The organism is Pseudomonas sp. LBUM1645 (genome assembly GCF_059716185.1).
Window position 1 is genome coordinate 4283296 of sequence record NZ_CP166811.1, and the last position, 15304, is coordinate 4298599.

Below are 15304 nucleotides of genomic sequence, written 5' to 3' on the forward strand. Positions count from 1 at the left end.
CCACGTTGAGTATGTTCAGTCCCCACTCGGCATAGCGGGCGAGTCGTTCATACTAGGCGTCATGATCGACCTTGGCCGTCGGCACCGCCAGTTGCTCGGCAGTCTCCTTGAGGCGCGTCTGGTGCCGCGTGTACAGCTCGCCGAACAGCTGCGTGTCAAAAAATTCTTCACTGATATCAAGAGCCGGCTCGTCCCGGTAAACATTTTCATAGATTCCGTCCATGTGCCCCAAGAGGGTCTGTTTACGGTAAGGGAAATCCGGGTTCCATTTGAGTGTTTGCAGAGCAGGCTTGATCTTGCCGAGGAACTTGCCCGCCTCACCGTGGGGGATGAGCCTGAGGAAAGAGCGCTGGTAATTCACATCGCGCAGCCTGTAGCTCAGGTCATTTTCAAAGGACTTGAGCGAGGCATATTCCATGACCGGCGCCACCGGATCACCCGGAATACAGACGATGATCCGCGAGTCCTGGTAACCCAGTACGTCAAACAGGTCTACACCGGGATTGATCCAGCTGAAGTTGATCTTTTTACCTTTGCGCCGGCTTGCGCCAATGACAAACAGCTCACTGACAGGCGACCCCAGCACATGCAACTGACTGCAAGTGACGCGCTCACCGTCCAGTGTTGGCGATTTGTCGCCGTTGAGCACGGCGAGCAATGTGCGGTAGGCCGATGGCGTGATCAGCGATTTGAGGTGGGCGATATGGGCATGCACCCGCAGACTGTCCTTCCACGCGCCGATCGTTTGGGTGCGCACGGTGGCCGCCCTGCCCGCTGCGTCAAACATCGCCGTCAGGTGTTCCTGATACTGCTTGCCGATATCCAGTTCACGGCATAGCGAGGCGAAATCGGCGGGTTTTATCGGTAGCTTCTTGATCCTGTAGCGCGTTGAAGGGCCCTTTTGCGGATAGTCCCAACCGTAAGGTCCTCCTTGAGTTTCCAGATTGGCAGCCCGTTTACCTCGTTCAGCAATGACGTCACCTTCATCAAATGCCTGGCCTTCTTCAAAATTGCGCAGTGCCAGTTGCAGCAGTGTCTGGCGAGTGATGAGCGAGCCTGCAAAGGGCTCGTAGAGCCAGGTCTGCGCAACATCAATTTTCAACCCGAACTTTTTTTGCAACGCCGCTTCGAGCAACGGTTGCGCGAATTCGGTGACCCCTTTGAGCCCGGTGAGTGTTTTTGCCAGGATTTCGTTGGAGGTTCGACTGCGCTTCTGGTCGTCCCGTACAGTTTGTCGTTGGTCGCTGGAGGCCTTCTGAAACCAGTCCGGCATGGCATTTTCGGCCAGGCCTCCCGGTGTTCTCGCCCGATCCAGAGCCCGGATGTTTGCCAGGGTCAGGTGGCGTATCCGATCGCGCAGCTTTTTTTTGATGAAATGGTTGTGAAGGCCCTTTTCCTGGGCCGATGGGATTCCACGCATGTGGCAATACCTGATGCTGTTAAATGAAGCACCAGTCAATCAGCAGGTTTGCCGTCCAGGGCGGTACATATTTATACCGGGTAGCGCTGGGGGCGATCTTCTTTCCGTGGGTTGTCTATGCTTGTCTTACTCAAACAGGAGACGAGGGGTTTATGGACGATCCAGGCGACAACAAGCCGCCCACTTTCTGGCAGATGCTGCACAGCGTCATGGCGGCGGCGTTCGGGGTGCAGAGCGGGAAGAACCGGGCGCGGGACTTCACTCACGGCAAGCCCAGTCATTTCGTGATTTTGGGGATTTTGTTCACGGCGGTGTTTGCCTTGGCGCTGTACGGCATCGTGCAACTGGTGGTGCATCTGGCCGGGGTTTAGCGCATCAAGGTTTGCAGGCTGAACGGATAGCGATATGACGTCGGCCGGCCCTTGGCTGAAAGACGACGGAAGTCCACACCGTAATCCGGTGATTCCCCCATGGCCAGCAATCGCCTGGCCTGCGCCTTGTCGATCAGTTGCAGCAACGGGATTCGCCGGTCTCGGCCGCCGTAATGGGTGAGATCCACGCCCTGCTCAAGATCATGCAACTCCACCAGCGCCCAGCCGCCCAACGTGAAGTGCCCGCCCACCAGCACGCTGATGCGTCCGTCGACCGTCGCCTGTAACGCCGCCGGCGAGGTGTTGACCGCACTGAACAACGCATCCTTGCCGGGTGTCCCACCCGTCTCCGAATACGCCTGCATGGCGCCAAACGCCATTTCATCATTGGCTGACCAGACCAGCGAGACCTTGGGGTAACGCTTGAACAGCAGTTTGGCCTGTTCATACGCCCGTTCCCGGGTCCAGCCGCTGTAAACCAACTGGCGCAAACGCACTTCCGGGTGTTCGGCCAAGGCCCGCATCATGCCTTGCTCGCGCAGTTGCGCCGAAGGGGTGATCTTCAGACCGGAAAACGCCAGCAACTCGATGATTTGACCGGGCTCCGCGGGGGGATGCTGGCGAATCAGTTCCTTGAGCATCAGGTAGCCACCCTCCTCATCGTTGGGCACCAGGCTGCCCAATTGATCGGAGCGATCCCCCAGCAGACTCTGCTGATTGGCCGTCAGCGAAGCGTTAACCATAAACAGCTTTACCCCGCTGCCCTGGGCCAGACGAATGATCTGTGGGGCGACGTACTGTTCGTTGGCGAACACCAGATAGTCCGGACGATCGGGGCCTTGCAGCGCCTGACGGGCTTGCGCCAACGTGAGCTCCGGCATGCGTCGGGAATAGAGAATTCGCAGATCAATGCCCAGATCCGTGGCTGCCGCCTGCATGAATTGCGAATAGCTGACCCAGAAGGCTTCGTCAGTCTTTCCGGGGCTCAGGAACAATACCGATTCCGCGCGCGCTACGGGGCCGTAAACCGCGCCAAACATCAGCAGGAATGAGTAGAAAAACTTCAACATTGATCGTCCGAGCCCCCCGGCAATTCGCCGCGCATTATAGCCAGCGAAGTCCCGGAAAACGGCGTTTATTCGGGTTATTGTCCGACAATCGTCGGAATCGGGCCCGGACGGGGTCGGTTATTGATGGCTGACCCAAAATACCGCTGTGCTCACGACCAGGATAATCAGGAACAGAATTGCCCAAGCATCGACCGTGCTATCGGGTTTTGACGTTTTGGTAGGGTTGCTCATTGCATCGCCTCTTGTCGGTTTTATCGGTGATTGCATAAAGACTCGAGCACAGTTAAGACGATGATTGCCCGCACCACAAATGTGGGTTTTGCCTCATTGGATCTCATTAGTCGTTTTGGTTCTTTACATATACTCAAACATCACTTTTGCGCATAACTGCAAACTGGTATCTTGCCCCGGCTCCGTTGGGAGTGCGCGGCCGTGCGCGCAGAATTGCCGAGGCAGTATCGGAGACTTCAGCAAGCGAAAAACGCAACTGGATCCGACCGGCCCAAGCCTGAGAACAGGACTTATATGTACGTATACGACGAGTACGATCAGCGGATCATCGAGGACCGCGTCAAGCAGTTCCGTGATCAGACCCGACGCTATCTGGCAGGCGAGCTGAGCGAAGAAGAATTCCGCCCCCTGCGCCTGCAAAATGGCCTTTATATCCAACGCTTCGCGCCGATGTTGCGGGTGGCGGTGCCTTACGGCCAACTGACTTCGCGCCAGACGCGAATGATGGCCAAGATTGCCCGCGACTATGACAAGGGCTATGCCCACATCAGCACCCGGCAGAACGTACAGTTCAACTGGCCGGCGCTGGAAGACATCCCGGACATCCTTGCCGAACTGGCAACCGTGCAGATGCACGCGATCCAGACCAGCGGCAACTGCTTGCGCAACGTCACCACCGACCAGTTCGCCGGTGTCGCTGCCGACGAGCTGATCGATCCGCGCCCGTGGTGCGAGATCGTCCGCCAATGGACCACGTTCCACCCTGAATTCGCTTACTTGCCGCGCAAGTTCAAGATCGCCATCAACGGTTCGACTTCCGACCGTGCGGCCATCGAAGTCCATGACATCGGCCTCGAGCCGGTGCACAACGCCGCTGGCGAGCTGGGCTTCCGCGTGCTGGTGGGTGGCGGCCTCGGCCGTACCCCGGTGGTGGGCGCGTTCATCAATGAATTCCTGCCGTGGCAAGACCTGTTGAGCTACCTCGACGCCATCCTGCGGGTCTACAACCGCTATGGCCGTCGTGACAACAAGTACAAGGCGCGGATCAAGATTCTGGTCAAGGCCCTGACACCTGAAGTCTTCGCGCAAAAAGTCGATGCGGAAATGGAGCATCTTCGCGGTGGCCAGACCACGCTGACCGACGCCGAAGTGCATCGCGTCGCCAAACACTTCGTTGATCCGGAGTACAAGGCTCTGGACAACCAGGCCCTGGCGTTGGCCGAACTCGATAAAGAACACCCGGGCTTCGCGCGCTGGCGCACCCGTAATACCCTGGCTCACAAGAAGCCAGGTTATGTGGCCGTGACCCTGTCCCTGAAGCCGACCGGTGTTGCACCGGGCGACATCACCGACAAGCAGCTCGATGCCGTTGCCGACCTGGCCGATCGTTACAGCTTCGGTCAGCTGCGTACGTCTCACGAGCAGAACATCATTCTGGCCGACGTTGAGCAGTCCCAACTGTTCGCGATGTGGGGCGAGTTACGTGAGCAGGGTTTCGCCACGCCGAACATCGGTTTGCTGACCGACATTATCTGCTGCCCGGGCGGCGACTTCTGCTCCCTGGCCAATGCCAAGTCGATCCCGATCGCCGAGTCGATCCAGCGTCGTTTCGAAGACCTGGATTACCTGTTCGATATCGGCGAACTGGATCTGAACATCTCCGGCTGCATGAACGCCTGTGGTCACCACCACGTCGGCCACATCGGCATCCTCGGGGTGGACAAGAAAGGCGAAGAGTTCTACCAGGTGTCCCTGGGTGGCAGCGCCAGCCGTGACGCCAGCCTGGGCAAAATCCTTGGCCCGTCCTTCGCCCAGGAAGCCATGCCTGACGTGATCGAAAAGCTGATCGACGTGTACATCGAACAACGTACCGAAGACGAGCGTTTCATCGACACCTATCAGCGTATTGGCATCGACCTCTTCAAGGAGCGCGTCTATGCAGCGAATAATTAAGAACAACGAAGTCGTCGACGAAACCTGGCACTTGCTGCCCAAGGACTTCAACATCGACGAGATCAGCAACTGCGACGACCTGATCGTCCCGTTGCAGCTGTGGCGCGAACACAGCCGCATGCTCAAGGCCCGCGATGGCGGCCTGGGCGTATGGCTGGATGCCGATGAAGAAGCGGAAGAAATCGGTGACGACGTGGAAAATTTCCAGGTCATCGCCCTGAATTTCCCGGCCTTCACTGATGGCCGCAACTACTCCAACGCCCGCCTGCTGCGTGACCGTTATGGTTTCAAAGGCGAATTGCGGGCGATTGGCGATGTGCTGCGCGACCAGCTGTTCTACTTGCACCGCTGCGGTTTCGACGCCTTTGCGATCCGCGCCGATAAAGACCCGTATGAAGCCCTTGAAGGTCTTAGGGACTTCTCGGTGACCTATCAGGCTGCTACCGACGAACCGCTGCCGCTGTTCCGTCGCCGCTAAGTACGCGTAAAACAAAAAGCCCTGAATCGGACATCCGGTTCAGGGCTTTTTTGTGTCCGGCGTAAACGATTACGCGACGGTGCTTACCAGAAGCGTTGCTGGGTCAACCGGCTCCACCAGCTCAGCAGCACACGATCCACCGAGCCGCTGGCCGCCATGCCGATGCGTTCCTGCAGGCTTTTACGTTCGGCGTAGTGCAAGTGGTACAGCTCGGACTTCTTGGCACGTTCGGCGAGGTATTCATCGCTGGTTTTCAGCTCGTCCACCAGTTGCTTGTCCAGCGCTGCGATGCCGAGCCAGATTTCACCGGTGGCCACTTCGTCGATGGCCAGTTGCGGGCGATAGCGGGAAACGAAGTTCTTGAACAACTGGTGAGTGATGTCCAGGTCTTCCTGGAACTTCTCCCGGCCCTTCTCGGTGTTTTCGCCAAACACCGTCAGGGTGCGCTTGTACTCGCCCGCGGTCAGCACTTCGAAGTCGATGTCGTGTTTTTTCAGCAGGCGGTTGACGTTAGGCAGCTGCGCCACGACACCGATTGAGCCGAGGATCGCGAACGGTGCGCTGATGATCTTCTCGCCGATGCACGCCATCATGTAGCCGCCGCTGGCCGCGACCTTGTCGATGCACACGGTCAACGGCACACCGGCATCACGGATACGCGCCAGTTGCGAGGACGCCAGGCCATAGCTGTGAACCATGCCGCCGCCGCTTTCCAGACGCAGCACCACTTCATCCTTGGGCGTGGCGAGGGTCAGCAGCGCGGTGATTTCATGGCGCAGGCTTTCGGTGGCCGAGGCCTTGATGTCGCCGTCGAAATCCAGCACGAACACCCGAGGTTTGGCTGCCTCAGGTTTTTTCTTTTGCTTTTTCTCGGTTTTAGCTTCGACCTTGCGCAAGGCCTTGAGCTGGTCCTTGTCGAGCAAGGTCTGCTCCAGGCGATCGCGCAGCCCTTTGTAGAAATCGTTGAGTTTGCTGACTTGCAACTGGCCGACCGACTTGCGTCGACCTTTGCTGCGCAACGCCGCGAAACTGGCCAGGACCACCAGAATGGCGATCACCAGTGTCACGGTCTTAGCCAGAAAAACTGCGTACTCGGCAAAAAACTCCACAGGGACTCCTTTAATACGATGCGCTGCAAAAATGCGCGCGGGATACCTCCAGCATACCCATGCACCGCCCCGGCGACCAGCCGTGAAACCTCTGGCAACAGCCCTGTAACGGGCATTTCAAACAAGCGTATGTTTTTTCATTGACAGCTCACCCTCATCCTCATAACCTCGCCGAACCTTCAACGTACCGGGATGACGCGGACGTGGGCAGTATCTATTTGATTCGACATGGCCAGGCCTCCTTTGGTGCAGACGACTATGACGTCCTGTCGCCGACCGGTATTCGCCAGGCAGAAGTCCTCGGTCAGCACCTCGCCGAGCTGGGTATCAGCTTCGATCGCTGCCTCTCGGGCGACCTGCGCCGCCAGCAACACACGGCCAACAGCGCACTGGAACAGTTCGCTGCGGCAGGCTTGCCGGTTCCCGCGCTGGAAATCGATTCCGCTTTCAATGAGTTCGACGCCGACGCGGTGATCCGCGCGCTGCTGCCGGCCATGTTACCGGACGAACCCGAAGCGCTGCACATCCTGCGTAACGCCGCGCAAAACCGCGGCGAGTTCCAGCGCATCTTCGCCCTGATCATCGAGCGCTGGCTCGCCGGCACCTATGACACACCGGGTCTGGAAAGCTGGCTGGGGTTTGTCGAACGGGTGCAGGCCGGTCTGCAGCGCATTCTCGAACAGGCCGACAACACCCAGAAAATCGCCGTGTTCACCTCCGGCGGCACCATCACGGCCCTGCTCCACCTCATTACGCAAATGCCGGCAAAGCAGGCGTTTGAACTGAACTGGCAAATCGTCAACACCTCGCTCAACCTGCTGAAGTTTCGCGGTCGCGAGGTGGCTCTGTCTTCTTTCAACAGTCATGCGCACCTGCAACTGTTGAAGACCCCGGAACTCATCACGTTTCGCTGAGTCCGGACTATTGTGACCCTGGCTGTATTCACCCAGCTCTAATTACCCAAGAAAGGATCGAACCATGACCTCCGTAGCTGATGCCGTACAAGCAATGAAAGCCAAGTTCAACCCAGCCGCTGCTGCCGGTCTGGACCTGGTATTCGGTTTCCGCATCGACGACACCAAGAACTTCTCGCTGATCGTCAAGGACAGCACCTGCGAGCTCCAGGAAGGCGAAAACCCGGACGCCCAGGTGACTCTGGTCATGGACGGCGAAACCCTGGAAGGCATCGTCAGCGGCGAAACTGACGGCATGCAAGCCTTCATGGGCGGCAAACTGCGCGCCGAAGGCGACATGATGCTGGCCATGAAACTGTCCGAGCTGTTCCCGGCCTAAGCGCGCCGCTCCCGACCTTCGGGGGCACGCCTGGCTGCAAACGAATCCCGCCCCTCGTGGCGGGATTCGTCGTTTTTCGCCATCGGAAAACGGCTACCTGTGGATTTGCCGTCTATATTCCTTCTGGCCGCATGCGTCAGACATCGGCTGTTTGCCCTCGCTTTTTTATGAAGAACCTTTGCGCGGAGCACTGCCCATGAGCCCACCTGACGACCACGACGGATTTAACCGCCGACGTGTACTGCAAGGCCTTTCGGCAGGCGCCGTCGGTGCCTGGATCAGCCCGCTAATCGCAGGGAGTAAAACCATGCCCGACGCCCCCGCCGACCTCATCCTGTACAACGGACGCCTGCACACCGTCGACCGCAAAAAACCTCAGGCCAGTGCCGTCGCGATCAAGGACGGACGCTTCGTGGTGGTCGGCAGCGATGCCCAGGCCATGGCCCTGCAAGGCCCCGGCACACAAATTATCGACCTGCACGGTCGCACGGTGATTCCCGGCCTCAACGACTCGCACCTACACCTGATCCGTGGTGGCCTCAACTACAACCTAGAACTGCGTTGGGAAGGTGTCCCCTCACTGGTCGACGCACTGCGCATGCTCAAGGATCAGGCGGACCGCACGCCCACGCCGCAATGGGTGCGAGTGGTCGGTGGCTGGAACGAATTCCAGTTCGCCGAAAAACGCCTGCCGACGATTGATGAATTGAACAAGGCCGCGCCGGATACCCCGGTGTTCGTCCTGCACCTCTATGATCGCGCACTGCTCAACCGCGCCGCGTTGAAGGTGGTCGGCTATACCCGTGACACGCCGAACCCGCCGGGTGGCGAAATCCAGCGCGATGCCAATGGCGACCCGACGGGCATGCTGATCGCCCGCCCCAACGCGATGATTCTTTACTCGACCCTGGCCAAGGGCCCAAAACTGCCGCTGGAATACCAGGTCAACTCCACCCGCCAATTCATGCGCGAACTCAATCGCCTGGGTGTCACCAGCGCCATCGACGCCGGCGGCGGTTATCAGAATTATCCGGACGACTATCAAGTCATCCAGCAATTGGCCAAAGACCAGCAGCTCACGGTGCGCATTGCCTACAACCTGTTCACGCAGAAACCCAAGGAAGAGCTGACCGACTTCAAGAACTGGACCAGCACCTCCCACTACGGTCAGGGCGACGATTTTCTAAGGCACAACGGTGCCGGGGAAATGCTGGTGTTCTCGGCGGCCGACTTCGAGGACTTCCTCGAGCCCCGCCCCGACCTGCCGCAAACCATGGAGCAGGAACTGGAACCGGTGGTCCGCCATCTGGTGGAACAGCGCTGGCCATTCCGTTTGCACGCCACGTACAACGAATCCATCAGCCGTATGCTCGACGTATTCGAGAAGGTTAATCGCGACATTCCATTCGACGGTTTGCCGTGGTTCTTCGACCACGCCGAAACCATCACACCGCAGAACATCGAACGGGTAAAAGCCTTGGGTGGCGGCATCGCGATCCAGGACCGCATGGCATTCCAGGGCGAATACTTCGTCGACCGTTACGGTGCCAAGGCTGCCGAAGCCACGCCGCCCATTGCTCGCATGCTGGCGGAAGGCATTCCGGTCGGCGCTGGCACCGATGCCACGCGCGTCTCCAGCTACAACCCCTGGACTTCGCTGTATTGGCTGGTCAGCGGTCGCACCGTCGGTGGTCTGGCGCTGTACCCGCAAGGCTTGAGCCGCGACACCGCGCTGGAACTCTTCACCCACGGCAGCGCCTGGTTTTCCTCCGAACAAGGCAAAAAAGGCCAGATCAAGGTTGGGCAACTGGCCGACTTGATTGCGCTATCGGCGGACTATTTCCACATCGAGGATGAAGCCGTCAAATGGATCGAATCGGTACTGACCATCGTCAACGGCAAGATCGTCTACGGCAGCGTCGAGTTTGAAAAACTCGGGCCGCCTCCAGTCCCCGTGGTGCCTGAATGGTCGCCAGTTGCCAAAGTACCGGGCCATTGGAAACCCCTGGCGCCGCTGACGGCGCAGGTTCATCAATGTGTCGGGGCTTGCGCGGTGCATGCGCATAGTCATGAGCGGGCGCGGCTGTCCTCGGCGCCTGTCAGTGATTTCGCCGGTTTCTGGGGGGCCTTTGGTTGTTCGTGTTTTGCGTTTTGAAATGAGCCGCTAAAAGATCGCAGCCTGCGGCAGCTCCTCGAACCCTGTAGCAGCTGCCGAAGGCTGCGTTCGGCTGCGAAGCAGTCGCTAAACCATACGCTGCGGTGTCTCAGATAAACCGCGTGCACAGGATTCACGACTGCTTCGCAGCCGAACGCAGGCTTCGCCAGCTGCTACATGAACTGATGCGGCGGTATCCGTTTACAATGGCGCACCTCCGACACCGGCCGCCCCATGGACATCGATCTCGCCCGTACCTTTCTGGAAATCGTCCGCCACGGCAGCCTTGCCGCGGCGGCCGAAAAACTCCACGTCACCCAGACCGCTATCACCGCGCGGGTACAGAAACTCGAAAGCCAGCTAGGCAGTACGTTGTTCGTGCGCAACCGCGCCGGTGCGCGCCTGACGCCTAACGGTGAAGCCTTCGTGGTCTACGCCAATCAACTGGTCGAAACCTGGGAAGCGGCGCGACGGGACTTGCCGTTGCCCGAGGGTTACCGCGACGTGTTGCACATCGGTGGCGAGGTCAGTCTGTGCAACCCGCTGATGCTCAGCTGGGCCGGCGCGCTGCGCGAGAAGATCCCCAGCCACGCCCTGCGCATGGAAATTCGTGACGGTGAAAACCTGCTGCGCCAACTGGAACTGGGGGTTCTGGATGCGGCGCTGGTTTACCAGCCCGAGTATTGGCCACGTCTGCAAGTCGAACAGGTGCTGGAAGAAAAACTGGTCCTCATCCGCCTGGCCGCAAGACCCGATCCCTACGTGTACATCGACTGGGGCCCGGACTTCCGCCGTCAGCACGATGCGGCCCTGCCGGAAAAAGCCAAAGCCGCGCTGAGCTTCAACCTCGGCCCACTGGGCTTGCAGTACATTCTGGAAAACGGTGGCAGCGGCTACTTCCGCACCCGGGTGGTCCAGAGTTATCTGGAAAGCGGTGTGCTGGAGCAAGTGCCCAAAGCCCCGGAATTCAGCTACCCGACCTATCTGGTTTACTCCCGCGACCGCGACTCGGCGACCCTGCAACGCGCCTTCGACCTGCTGCGCGAAGTGATCAAATCCGACGATGACTGGTCGCAACGCTGGAACCCGCTGACCTGAATCCGGTTTGCACCGGATCATGGCATTTGTGACCTCACGCTTCGCCCCGCCTGAAACGCCGGGATCGTCTAATCTGCTGGAGATAACAATAACTACAGGTGATTGCAGTGAGGCAGACCACCGAAGCATTCCGCGCCCGCTACCGCGCTGCTATTCATCCGCTCTACAACCCATGGCTGCACGGCGCTTTTGTGCTGCTGTTCGGGTTGCTGGCCATCGGCGGATTCTGGAGCACCGTGCACCAGGTTCAGCCACTGGAATGGCTGGCGATGCCATTGACGCTGTTGTTCTTCAACTTCGGCGTGTACATGGTCCATCGGCACCTGGGGCATCATAAAAAGAACTTCGCGCGAATGTTCTACGCCCGCCATGCCGGTGACCATCACAGCTTTTTCGCCCCCGGCCACATGACCTACGACAGTGCCCGGGACTGGCGGGTGATTCTGTTTCCAGCCTGGTTGATCGTGTTGCACACGGTCGTCATCACCCTGCCCGTCTGGTGGCTGCTTGAGCAGTTCGATGCCAACGTCGCCGGGTTGTTCGGCGGCTGCCTGGTCCTCGGCTACCTGACCTATGAGGTATTCCATGCCTGCGAGCACCTGCCGCCGGAGAACCCCGTCACACGTTTGCCGTGGATCCGCCAGATGCGCCGCCTGCATGAACTGCATCACCGTCGTGAGCTGATGCAGGAACGCAATTTCAATATCGTTTTTCCGCTGATGGACTACCTGTTCGGCACCCTCTATTGGGAGCCGGAGCCGATGGACCTGCACCCGACGAGAACGGCCATGACCCGCATGCAGCATCAGATCGATATTGCTGGAGACCCGATTGACGTGCTCGCCTACGCCAGCACCGTGACCCGTTGGCCGGAGTGGCATCCCTCGTCCCTCAAGGTCGATGGCCAGAGCGGTCCGCTGCATGCCGGAGGGCGGTTCGAGGAAGACATCAAGGCGGGCGGGCGTGAGGGACACTTGCACTGGGAGGTTAACGAATACCTGCCAGGACGCCGCTGGAGTGCCTGGGCCCATGACGATCACGGATTGTCTTTAGTGGTGACTTACGAGTGCGAGGCCCTGGGCGCTGGCACACACTTTGTCCGCACCCTGGAGTATCGGTTCAGCGGCCTGGCGATGCGCATTGCCAATCGACTGCTGCTCAAGCGCCGCATCGATCGTGAGTCGGCAGCTTCGATGTTGGCATTGCGCGAGATGGCGCAAAAACAATTGGCCCCGGCAGGAGTCAGCGCGTGAGTCGAACCGTCAAGTTTCGCCATGTGGTGTTGCTGGTGATCGTCGCCATCGGCGCCTTTCTGCTGCTGATGCCGACCAAGGTTCAACCGGTGGCCTGGACACCGCCACCGGCGCCCTCCCTCACCAGCGGCATCTACGCTGACAATCAGCGCCTCAAAGGCGTGGAGCGCGTCGGCGTCGCGGATATCGACGGCCCGGAAGCGTTGCTGCTGGAGGAAGACGTCCTCATCACGGGTTTGCATGACGGCCGATTGATCCGTACCAGCCTCGACGGCAAGGTCACCAAGGTCCTGGCCGATACGGGCGGCAGACCCTTGGGCCTGGCCCGTCATCCCAACGGTCTGCTGGTGATTGCCGACGGGGTCAAGGGCTTGCTGTCACTGGATGCCCAGGGCCGATTGATTCCATTGACCACGGCGGCCAACGGCGTGCCCTTCGGTTTCACCGACGACGTGGCGATCGACAAATCCGGGCACTACGCCTATTTCAGTGATGCCTCCAGTCGCTTTGGCTACGGCAGTGACGGCGAAGCGATAATCGAGCATGGCGGCGATGGCCGCTTGCTGCGTTATGACTTCCAGACCGGAAAGACCGCGGTTCTGTTGGATAAGCTGGAATTCGCCAACGGCGTGACCCTGGGCCCGGACGATGCCTTTGTGTTGGTCAACGAAACGGGCGCCTATCGCATCAGTCGTTACTGGCTGAGCGGGCCGAAAGCCGGCACCCACGATCTATTCATCGACAACCTGCCAGGATTGCCGGACAACCTCGCGTTCAATGGTCGCGACCGTTTCTGGGTGGCGCTCTATGCACCGCGCAACGCATTGCTCGATGCCACCGCGCCGCATCCCTTCGTGCGCAAGATGATCGTGCGGGCCATGACTTTCCTGCCGAAACCGGTTGAGAAACGCGCCTTCGCGCTGGGCCTGGATCTGGACGGTAAAGTCATCGCCAACTTGCAGGACGGTAGCCGCGACAACTATTCGCCGATCACCACCGTTCGTGAGTATGGGGATTGGTTGTATTTTGGGTCGTTGAAGGCCAAACACATGGCGCGATTACCGTTGAGCACTGCGCTGCAGTAAAAATCAAAAGATCGCAGCCTTCGGCAGCTCCTACATTGATTCCGCGTACACCTGTAGGAGCTGCCGAAGGCGGCGATCTTTTGATCTTGGTTTACCGCGGATCCACCTCACCCTCGCGCACCGCATTATCCGTTTCTTCAAGCACCCTTTTCCGGGTCCATGACGGTGGAGTCATCCTCGTCCAGCGGGATGGCCCCTTCGTTATTCGGCAGTTCGTCGATGCCCGGTTCATCTTCCGGATTGACGGTGGTGCGTCCTGGACTCAAAGGCTCGGGATGTGTGGGGATGGGGTCGTAGCCACCCTGCTCTTCGCTGGGGAACTTTGCTTTACCGGGGATGAGTGGTTCGGTCATGGGGCACCTCGCATGGAGCCGTAAATTCGGACTCTGAACATTCGAGGTGCCGGTATTTATCGCCGTTCCAATTTTTCAGTCACCGATCGTCGGTGACCAGACAGGGCGCGTCAGGACGGCGTCTGGAGTCGATCAACGATCTTTTGCTTAACCTCCACGCGCTTCGCCTTGAGTTTCTTTAATGCGTCATCGCTGGGCGCATCCGATTGGGCGGTTTCAGCCTTGACCACCTCGGCGTCCGCCTGCGAATACTTGTTGATCAGTGAATCCAGTAACGGATCCTTGGTGCGTTTTTGCTGGATATCTTCCTTTGAAAGCTTGAGATCCTGATAAAGGTCGTGTGGCACCGGCATGGAACACCTCCGTTTGTTGATCGGAGGCAAACGCGATCAATTGCGTTCACCAACTATCAGAATGGCCTCGGTTAGCCGGTTCTGTCGACCGCCTATCAGACCAGCGGTGCCCGTTCGTCGCCATGCCGCAAACGCAATAAAACCTTTGTCCACTCGTCGACCTCCACAGATTAACGATCAATCGATCGCCCATGAAAACCTGTGTGGAGAATAACCAATGGACGGATTTACCCTGCGCCACCTCAGTTTGGCCGTTGCCTTGAGCACCTGCATGGGCACGGCGTTCGCAGCGACTTCAAATGACTTCGTCGACAGCGCGGCCGCGGGCGGTATCGCGGAGGTCGAAACAAGCCGACTGGCCCTGGAAAAAAGCTCATCGGCAGACATCAAGGCATTCGCCAACATGATGATCACCGACCATTCCAAGGCCAACGATGAACTGGCGGCGCTGGCGAAAAAGAATGACATCAAGGTGCCGGACAGCACGACGCTGGTGAAACAGGCGAAAGAGAAGATCCTCGACTTGCGCGATGAATCCTTCGACGCGGCCTACGCCAACAATCAGGTGAAGGCCCATGAAGACACCCTCGAACTGTTCAAGAAAGAAGCCAATACCGTGACGGACGACAGAACCAAAGGCGCCACGGACCTGAAAGGTTTCGCGCAAAAAATGCTGCCGGCGCTAGAGAAACATCTGGATATGGCAAAAAAACTCCAGGCTGCTCACCCCAGTAAATAACGCCCACAAAAAGGCCGCATCGATTGATGCGGCCTTTTCACGAATTGACTAGCCGCCATCGGTGTCGATGTCGGCATCGGTGTCATCTCCGGGTTTTGGCCGATCGGGATTCGGCTTGAAACCGGGGCTGAACTCATTGTCGTTATCGGTGTTGAGTTGCTTCTGGTCGACCGCTTTGTCTGCGCTTTCCGGTTCAGCGGTTTTCGCCTCTTCCTCAAGATCACTGTCATCTTGCATAAGTACCTCGTTCATCACATGTGCGCGGCTGAAACAGTCGGGCCTTGAAGATTCGAAGCCGCCCGGCAAGCAACGTTCAATCGAATGGATCACCGACCCTTTGACT

Annotated in this window: 15 protein-coding genes and 1 pseudogene; 10 read left to right on the top strand and 6 right to left on the bottom strand. The window is 58.8% G+C overall.

All coding sequences use genetic code 11. The features are described 5' to 3' along the window. Nucleotides 1-52: 52 nt before the first annotated feature. Nucleotides 53-1420, bottom strand: a complete 1368-nt coding sequence (locus ACA079_RS19015; protein WP_497700483.1) for a dermonecrotic toxin domain-containing protein — start codon at nt 1418-1420, stop codon at nt 53-55. A gap of 152 nt (nt 1421-1572) precedes the next feature. Here ACA079_RS19015 and ACA079_RS19020 point away from each other — a divergent pair, with 152 nt between their 5' ends. Then, entirely contained in the window at nt 1573-1791 is a 219-nt protein-coding gene (locus tag ACA079_RS19020) for a DUF2970 domain-containing protein (protein ID WP_497700484.1), read from the top strand. Here the strand turns inward: ACA079_RS19020 and ACA079_RS19025 are convergent. After that, nucleotides 1788-2861: an ABC transporter substrate-binding protein gene (locus ACA079_RS19025; RefSeq protein WP_497700485.1), complete on the bottom strand. Its 1074-nt coding sequence runs from the start codon at nt 2859-2861 to the stop codon at nt 1788-1790. The two genes, ACA079_RS19020 and ACA079_RS19025, sit on opposite strands and share 4 nt — an antisense overlap. Nucleotides 2862-3386: 525 nt before the next feature. On the opposite strand from ACA079_RS19025, the gene ACA079_RS19030 reads away from it, so the two are divergent. Both ACA079_RS19030 and ACA079_RS19035 read left to right on the top strand, forming a co-directional pair. Beyond that, on the top strand, nt 3387-5045 hold the full coding sequence (locus tag ACA079_RS19030) for a nitrite/sulfite reductase (protein ID WP_111449836.1): 1659 nt from the start codon (nt 3387-3389) through the stop codon (nt 5043-5045). Then, on the top strand, nt 5029-5523 hold the full coding sequence (locus ACA079_RS19035) for a DUF934 domain-containing protein (RefSeq protein ID WP_497700486.1): 495 nt from the start codon (nt 5029-5031) through the stop codon (nt 5521-5523). The genes ACA079_RS19030 and ACA079_RS19035 overlap by 17 nt, the downstream gene beginning before the upstream one ends. An 83-nt stretch (nt 5524-5606) precedes the next feature. Here ACA079_RS19035 and sohB read toward each other — a convergent pair whose 3' ends face one another. Further along, the gene (sohB, locus tag ACA079_RS19040; RefSeq protein ID WP_497700487.1) at nt 5607-6632 is read right to left on the bottom strand and encodes a protease SohB; all 1026 of its coding nucleotides are present in this window, start codon (nt 6630-6632) and stop codon (nt 5607-5609) included. 203 nt (nt 6633-6835) lie between these two features. On the opposite strand from sohB, the gene ACA079_RS19045 reads away from it, so the two are divergent. From ACA079_RS19045 to ACA079_RS19070, 6 genes are all read left to right on the top strand, one after another. After that, on the top strand, nt 6836-7546 hold the full coding sequence (locus tag ACA079_RS19045; protein WP_497700488.1) for a histidine phosphatase family protein: 711 nt from the start codon (nt 6836-6838) through the stop codon (nt 7544-7546). A gap of 64 nt (nt 7547-7610) precedes the next feature. Then, nucleotides 7611-7925 carry an SCP2 sterol-binding domain-containing protein gene (locus tag ACA079_RS19050; RefSeq protein ID WP_008154977.1) on the top strand — a complete coding sequence of 105 codons (315 nt, stop codon included), beginning with the start codon at nt 7611-7613 and terminating at the stop codon, nt 7923-7925. Between the two features lie 307 nt (nt 7926-8232). Next, nucleotides 8233-10080 (top strand): amidohydrolase, encoded by a 1848-nt coding sequence (locus ACA079_RS19055; protein WP_497704346.1) that lies wholly within the window; start codon nt 8233-8235, stop codon nt 10078-10080. A gap of 234 nt (nt 10081-10314) precedes the next feature. Continuing rightward, nucleotides 10315-11178 (top strand): LysR family transcriptional regulator, encoded by an 864-nt coding sequence (locus ACA079_RS19060; protein WP_033061633.1) that lies wholly within the window; start codon nt 10315-10317, stop codon nt 11176-11178. A 107-nt stretch (nt 11179-11285) separates the two neighbouring features. Then, on the top strand, nt 11286-12431 hold the full coding sequence (locus ACA079_RS19065; protein ID WP_497700489.1) for an SRPBCC family protein: 1146 nt from the start codon (nt 11286-11288) through the stop codon (nt 12429-12431). Beyond that, nucleotides 12428-13516 (top strand): SMP-30/gluconolactonase/LRE family protein, encoded by a 1089-nt coding sequence (locus ACA079_RS19070; RefSeq protein WP_497700490.1) that lies wholly within the window; start codon nt 12428-12430, stop codon nt 13514-13516. Before ACA079_RS19065 ends, ACA079_RS19070 begins: the two co-directional genes overlap by 4 nt. A gap of 91 nt (nt 13517-13607) precedes the next feature. Here ACA079_RS19070 and ACA079_RS19075 read toward each other — a convergent pair. Then, nucleotides 13608-13869 (bottom strand): annotated as a pseudogene (locus ACA079_RS19075) (hypothetical protein). A gap of 110 nt (nt 13870-13979) precedes the next feature. Further along, on the bottom strand, nt 13980-14222 hold the full coding sequence (locus tag ACA079_RS19080; RefSeq protein WP_033061630.1) for a DUF465 domain-containing protein: 243 nt from the start codon (nt 14220-14222) through the stop codon (nt 13980-13982). Between the two features lie 217 nt (nt 14223-14439). On the opposite strand from ACA079_RS19080, the gene ACA079_RS19085 reads away from it, so the two are divergent. Continuing rightward, entirely contained in the window at nt 14440-14961 is a 522-nt protein-coding gene (locus ACA079_RS19085; RefSeq protein WP_497700491.1) for a DUF4142 domain-containing protein, read from the top strand. A 48-nt stretch (nt 14962-15009) separates the two neighbouring features. On the opposite strand, the gene ACA079_RS19090 is transcribed toward ACA079_RS19085, so the two are convergent. After that, on the bottom strand, nt 15010-15198 hold the full coding sequence (locus ACA079_RS19090) for a hypothetical protein (RefSeq protein WP_201181756.1): 189 nt from the start codon (nt 15196-15198) through the stop codon (nt 15010-15012). Between the last annotated feature and the right edge of the window lie 106 nt (nt 15199-15304).

Coding starts and splice junctions, on each gene's coding strand:
- ACA079_RS19085 (WP_497700491.1), top strand. CDS start 14,440: ATGGACGGATTTACCCTGCGCCACCTCAGTTTGGCCGTTGCCTTGAGC.
- ACA079_RS19020 (WP_497700484.1), top strand. CDS start 1,573: ATGGACGATCCAGGCGACAACAAGCCGCCCACTTTCTGGCAGATGCTG.
- ACA079_RS19035 (WP_497700486.1), top strand. CDS start 5,029: ATGCAGCGAATAATTAAGAACAACGAAGTCGTCGACGAAACCTGGCAC.
- ACA079_RS19060 (WP_033061633.1), top strand. CDS start 10,315: ATGGACATCGATCTCGCCCGTACCTTTCTGGAAATCGTCCGCCACGGC.
- ACA079_RS19050 (WP_008154977.1), top strand. CDS start 7,611: ATGACCTCCGTAGCTGATGCCGTACAAGCAATGAAAGCCAAGTTCAAC.
- ACA079_RS19090 (WP_201181756.1), bottom strand. CDS start 15,198: ATGCAAGATGACAGTGATCTTGAGGAAGAGGCGAAAACCGCTGAACCG.
- ACA079_RS19080 (WP_033061630.1), bottom strand. CDS start 14,222: ATGCCGGTGCCACACGACCTTTATCAGGATCTCAAGCTTTCAAAGGAA.
- ACA079_RS19030 (WP_111449836.1), top strand. CDS start 3,387: ATGTACGTATACGACGAGTACGATCAGCGGATCATCGAGGACCGCGTC.
- ACA079_RS19025 (WP_497700485.1), bottom strand. CDS start 2,861: ATGTTGAAGTTTTTCTACTCATTCCTGCTGATGTTTGGCGCGGTTTAC.
- ACA079_RS19055 (WP_497704346.1), top strand. CDS start 8,233: ATGCCCGACGCCCCCGCCGACCTCATCCTGTACAACGGACGCCTGCAC.
- ACA079_RS19015 (WP_497700483.1), bottom strand. CDS start 1,420: ATGCGTGGAATCCCATCGGCCCAGGAAAAGGGCCTTCACAACCATTTC.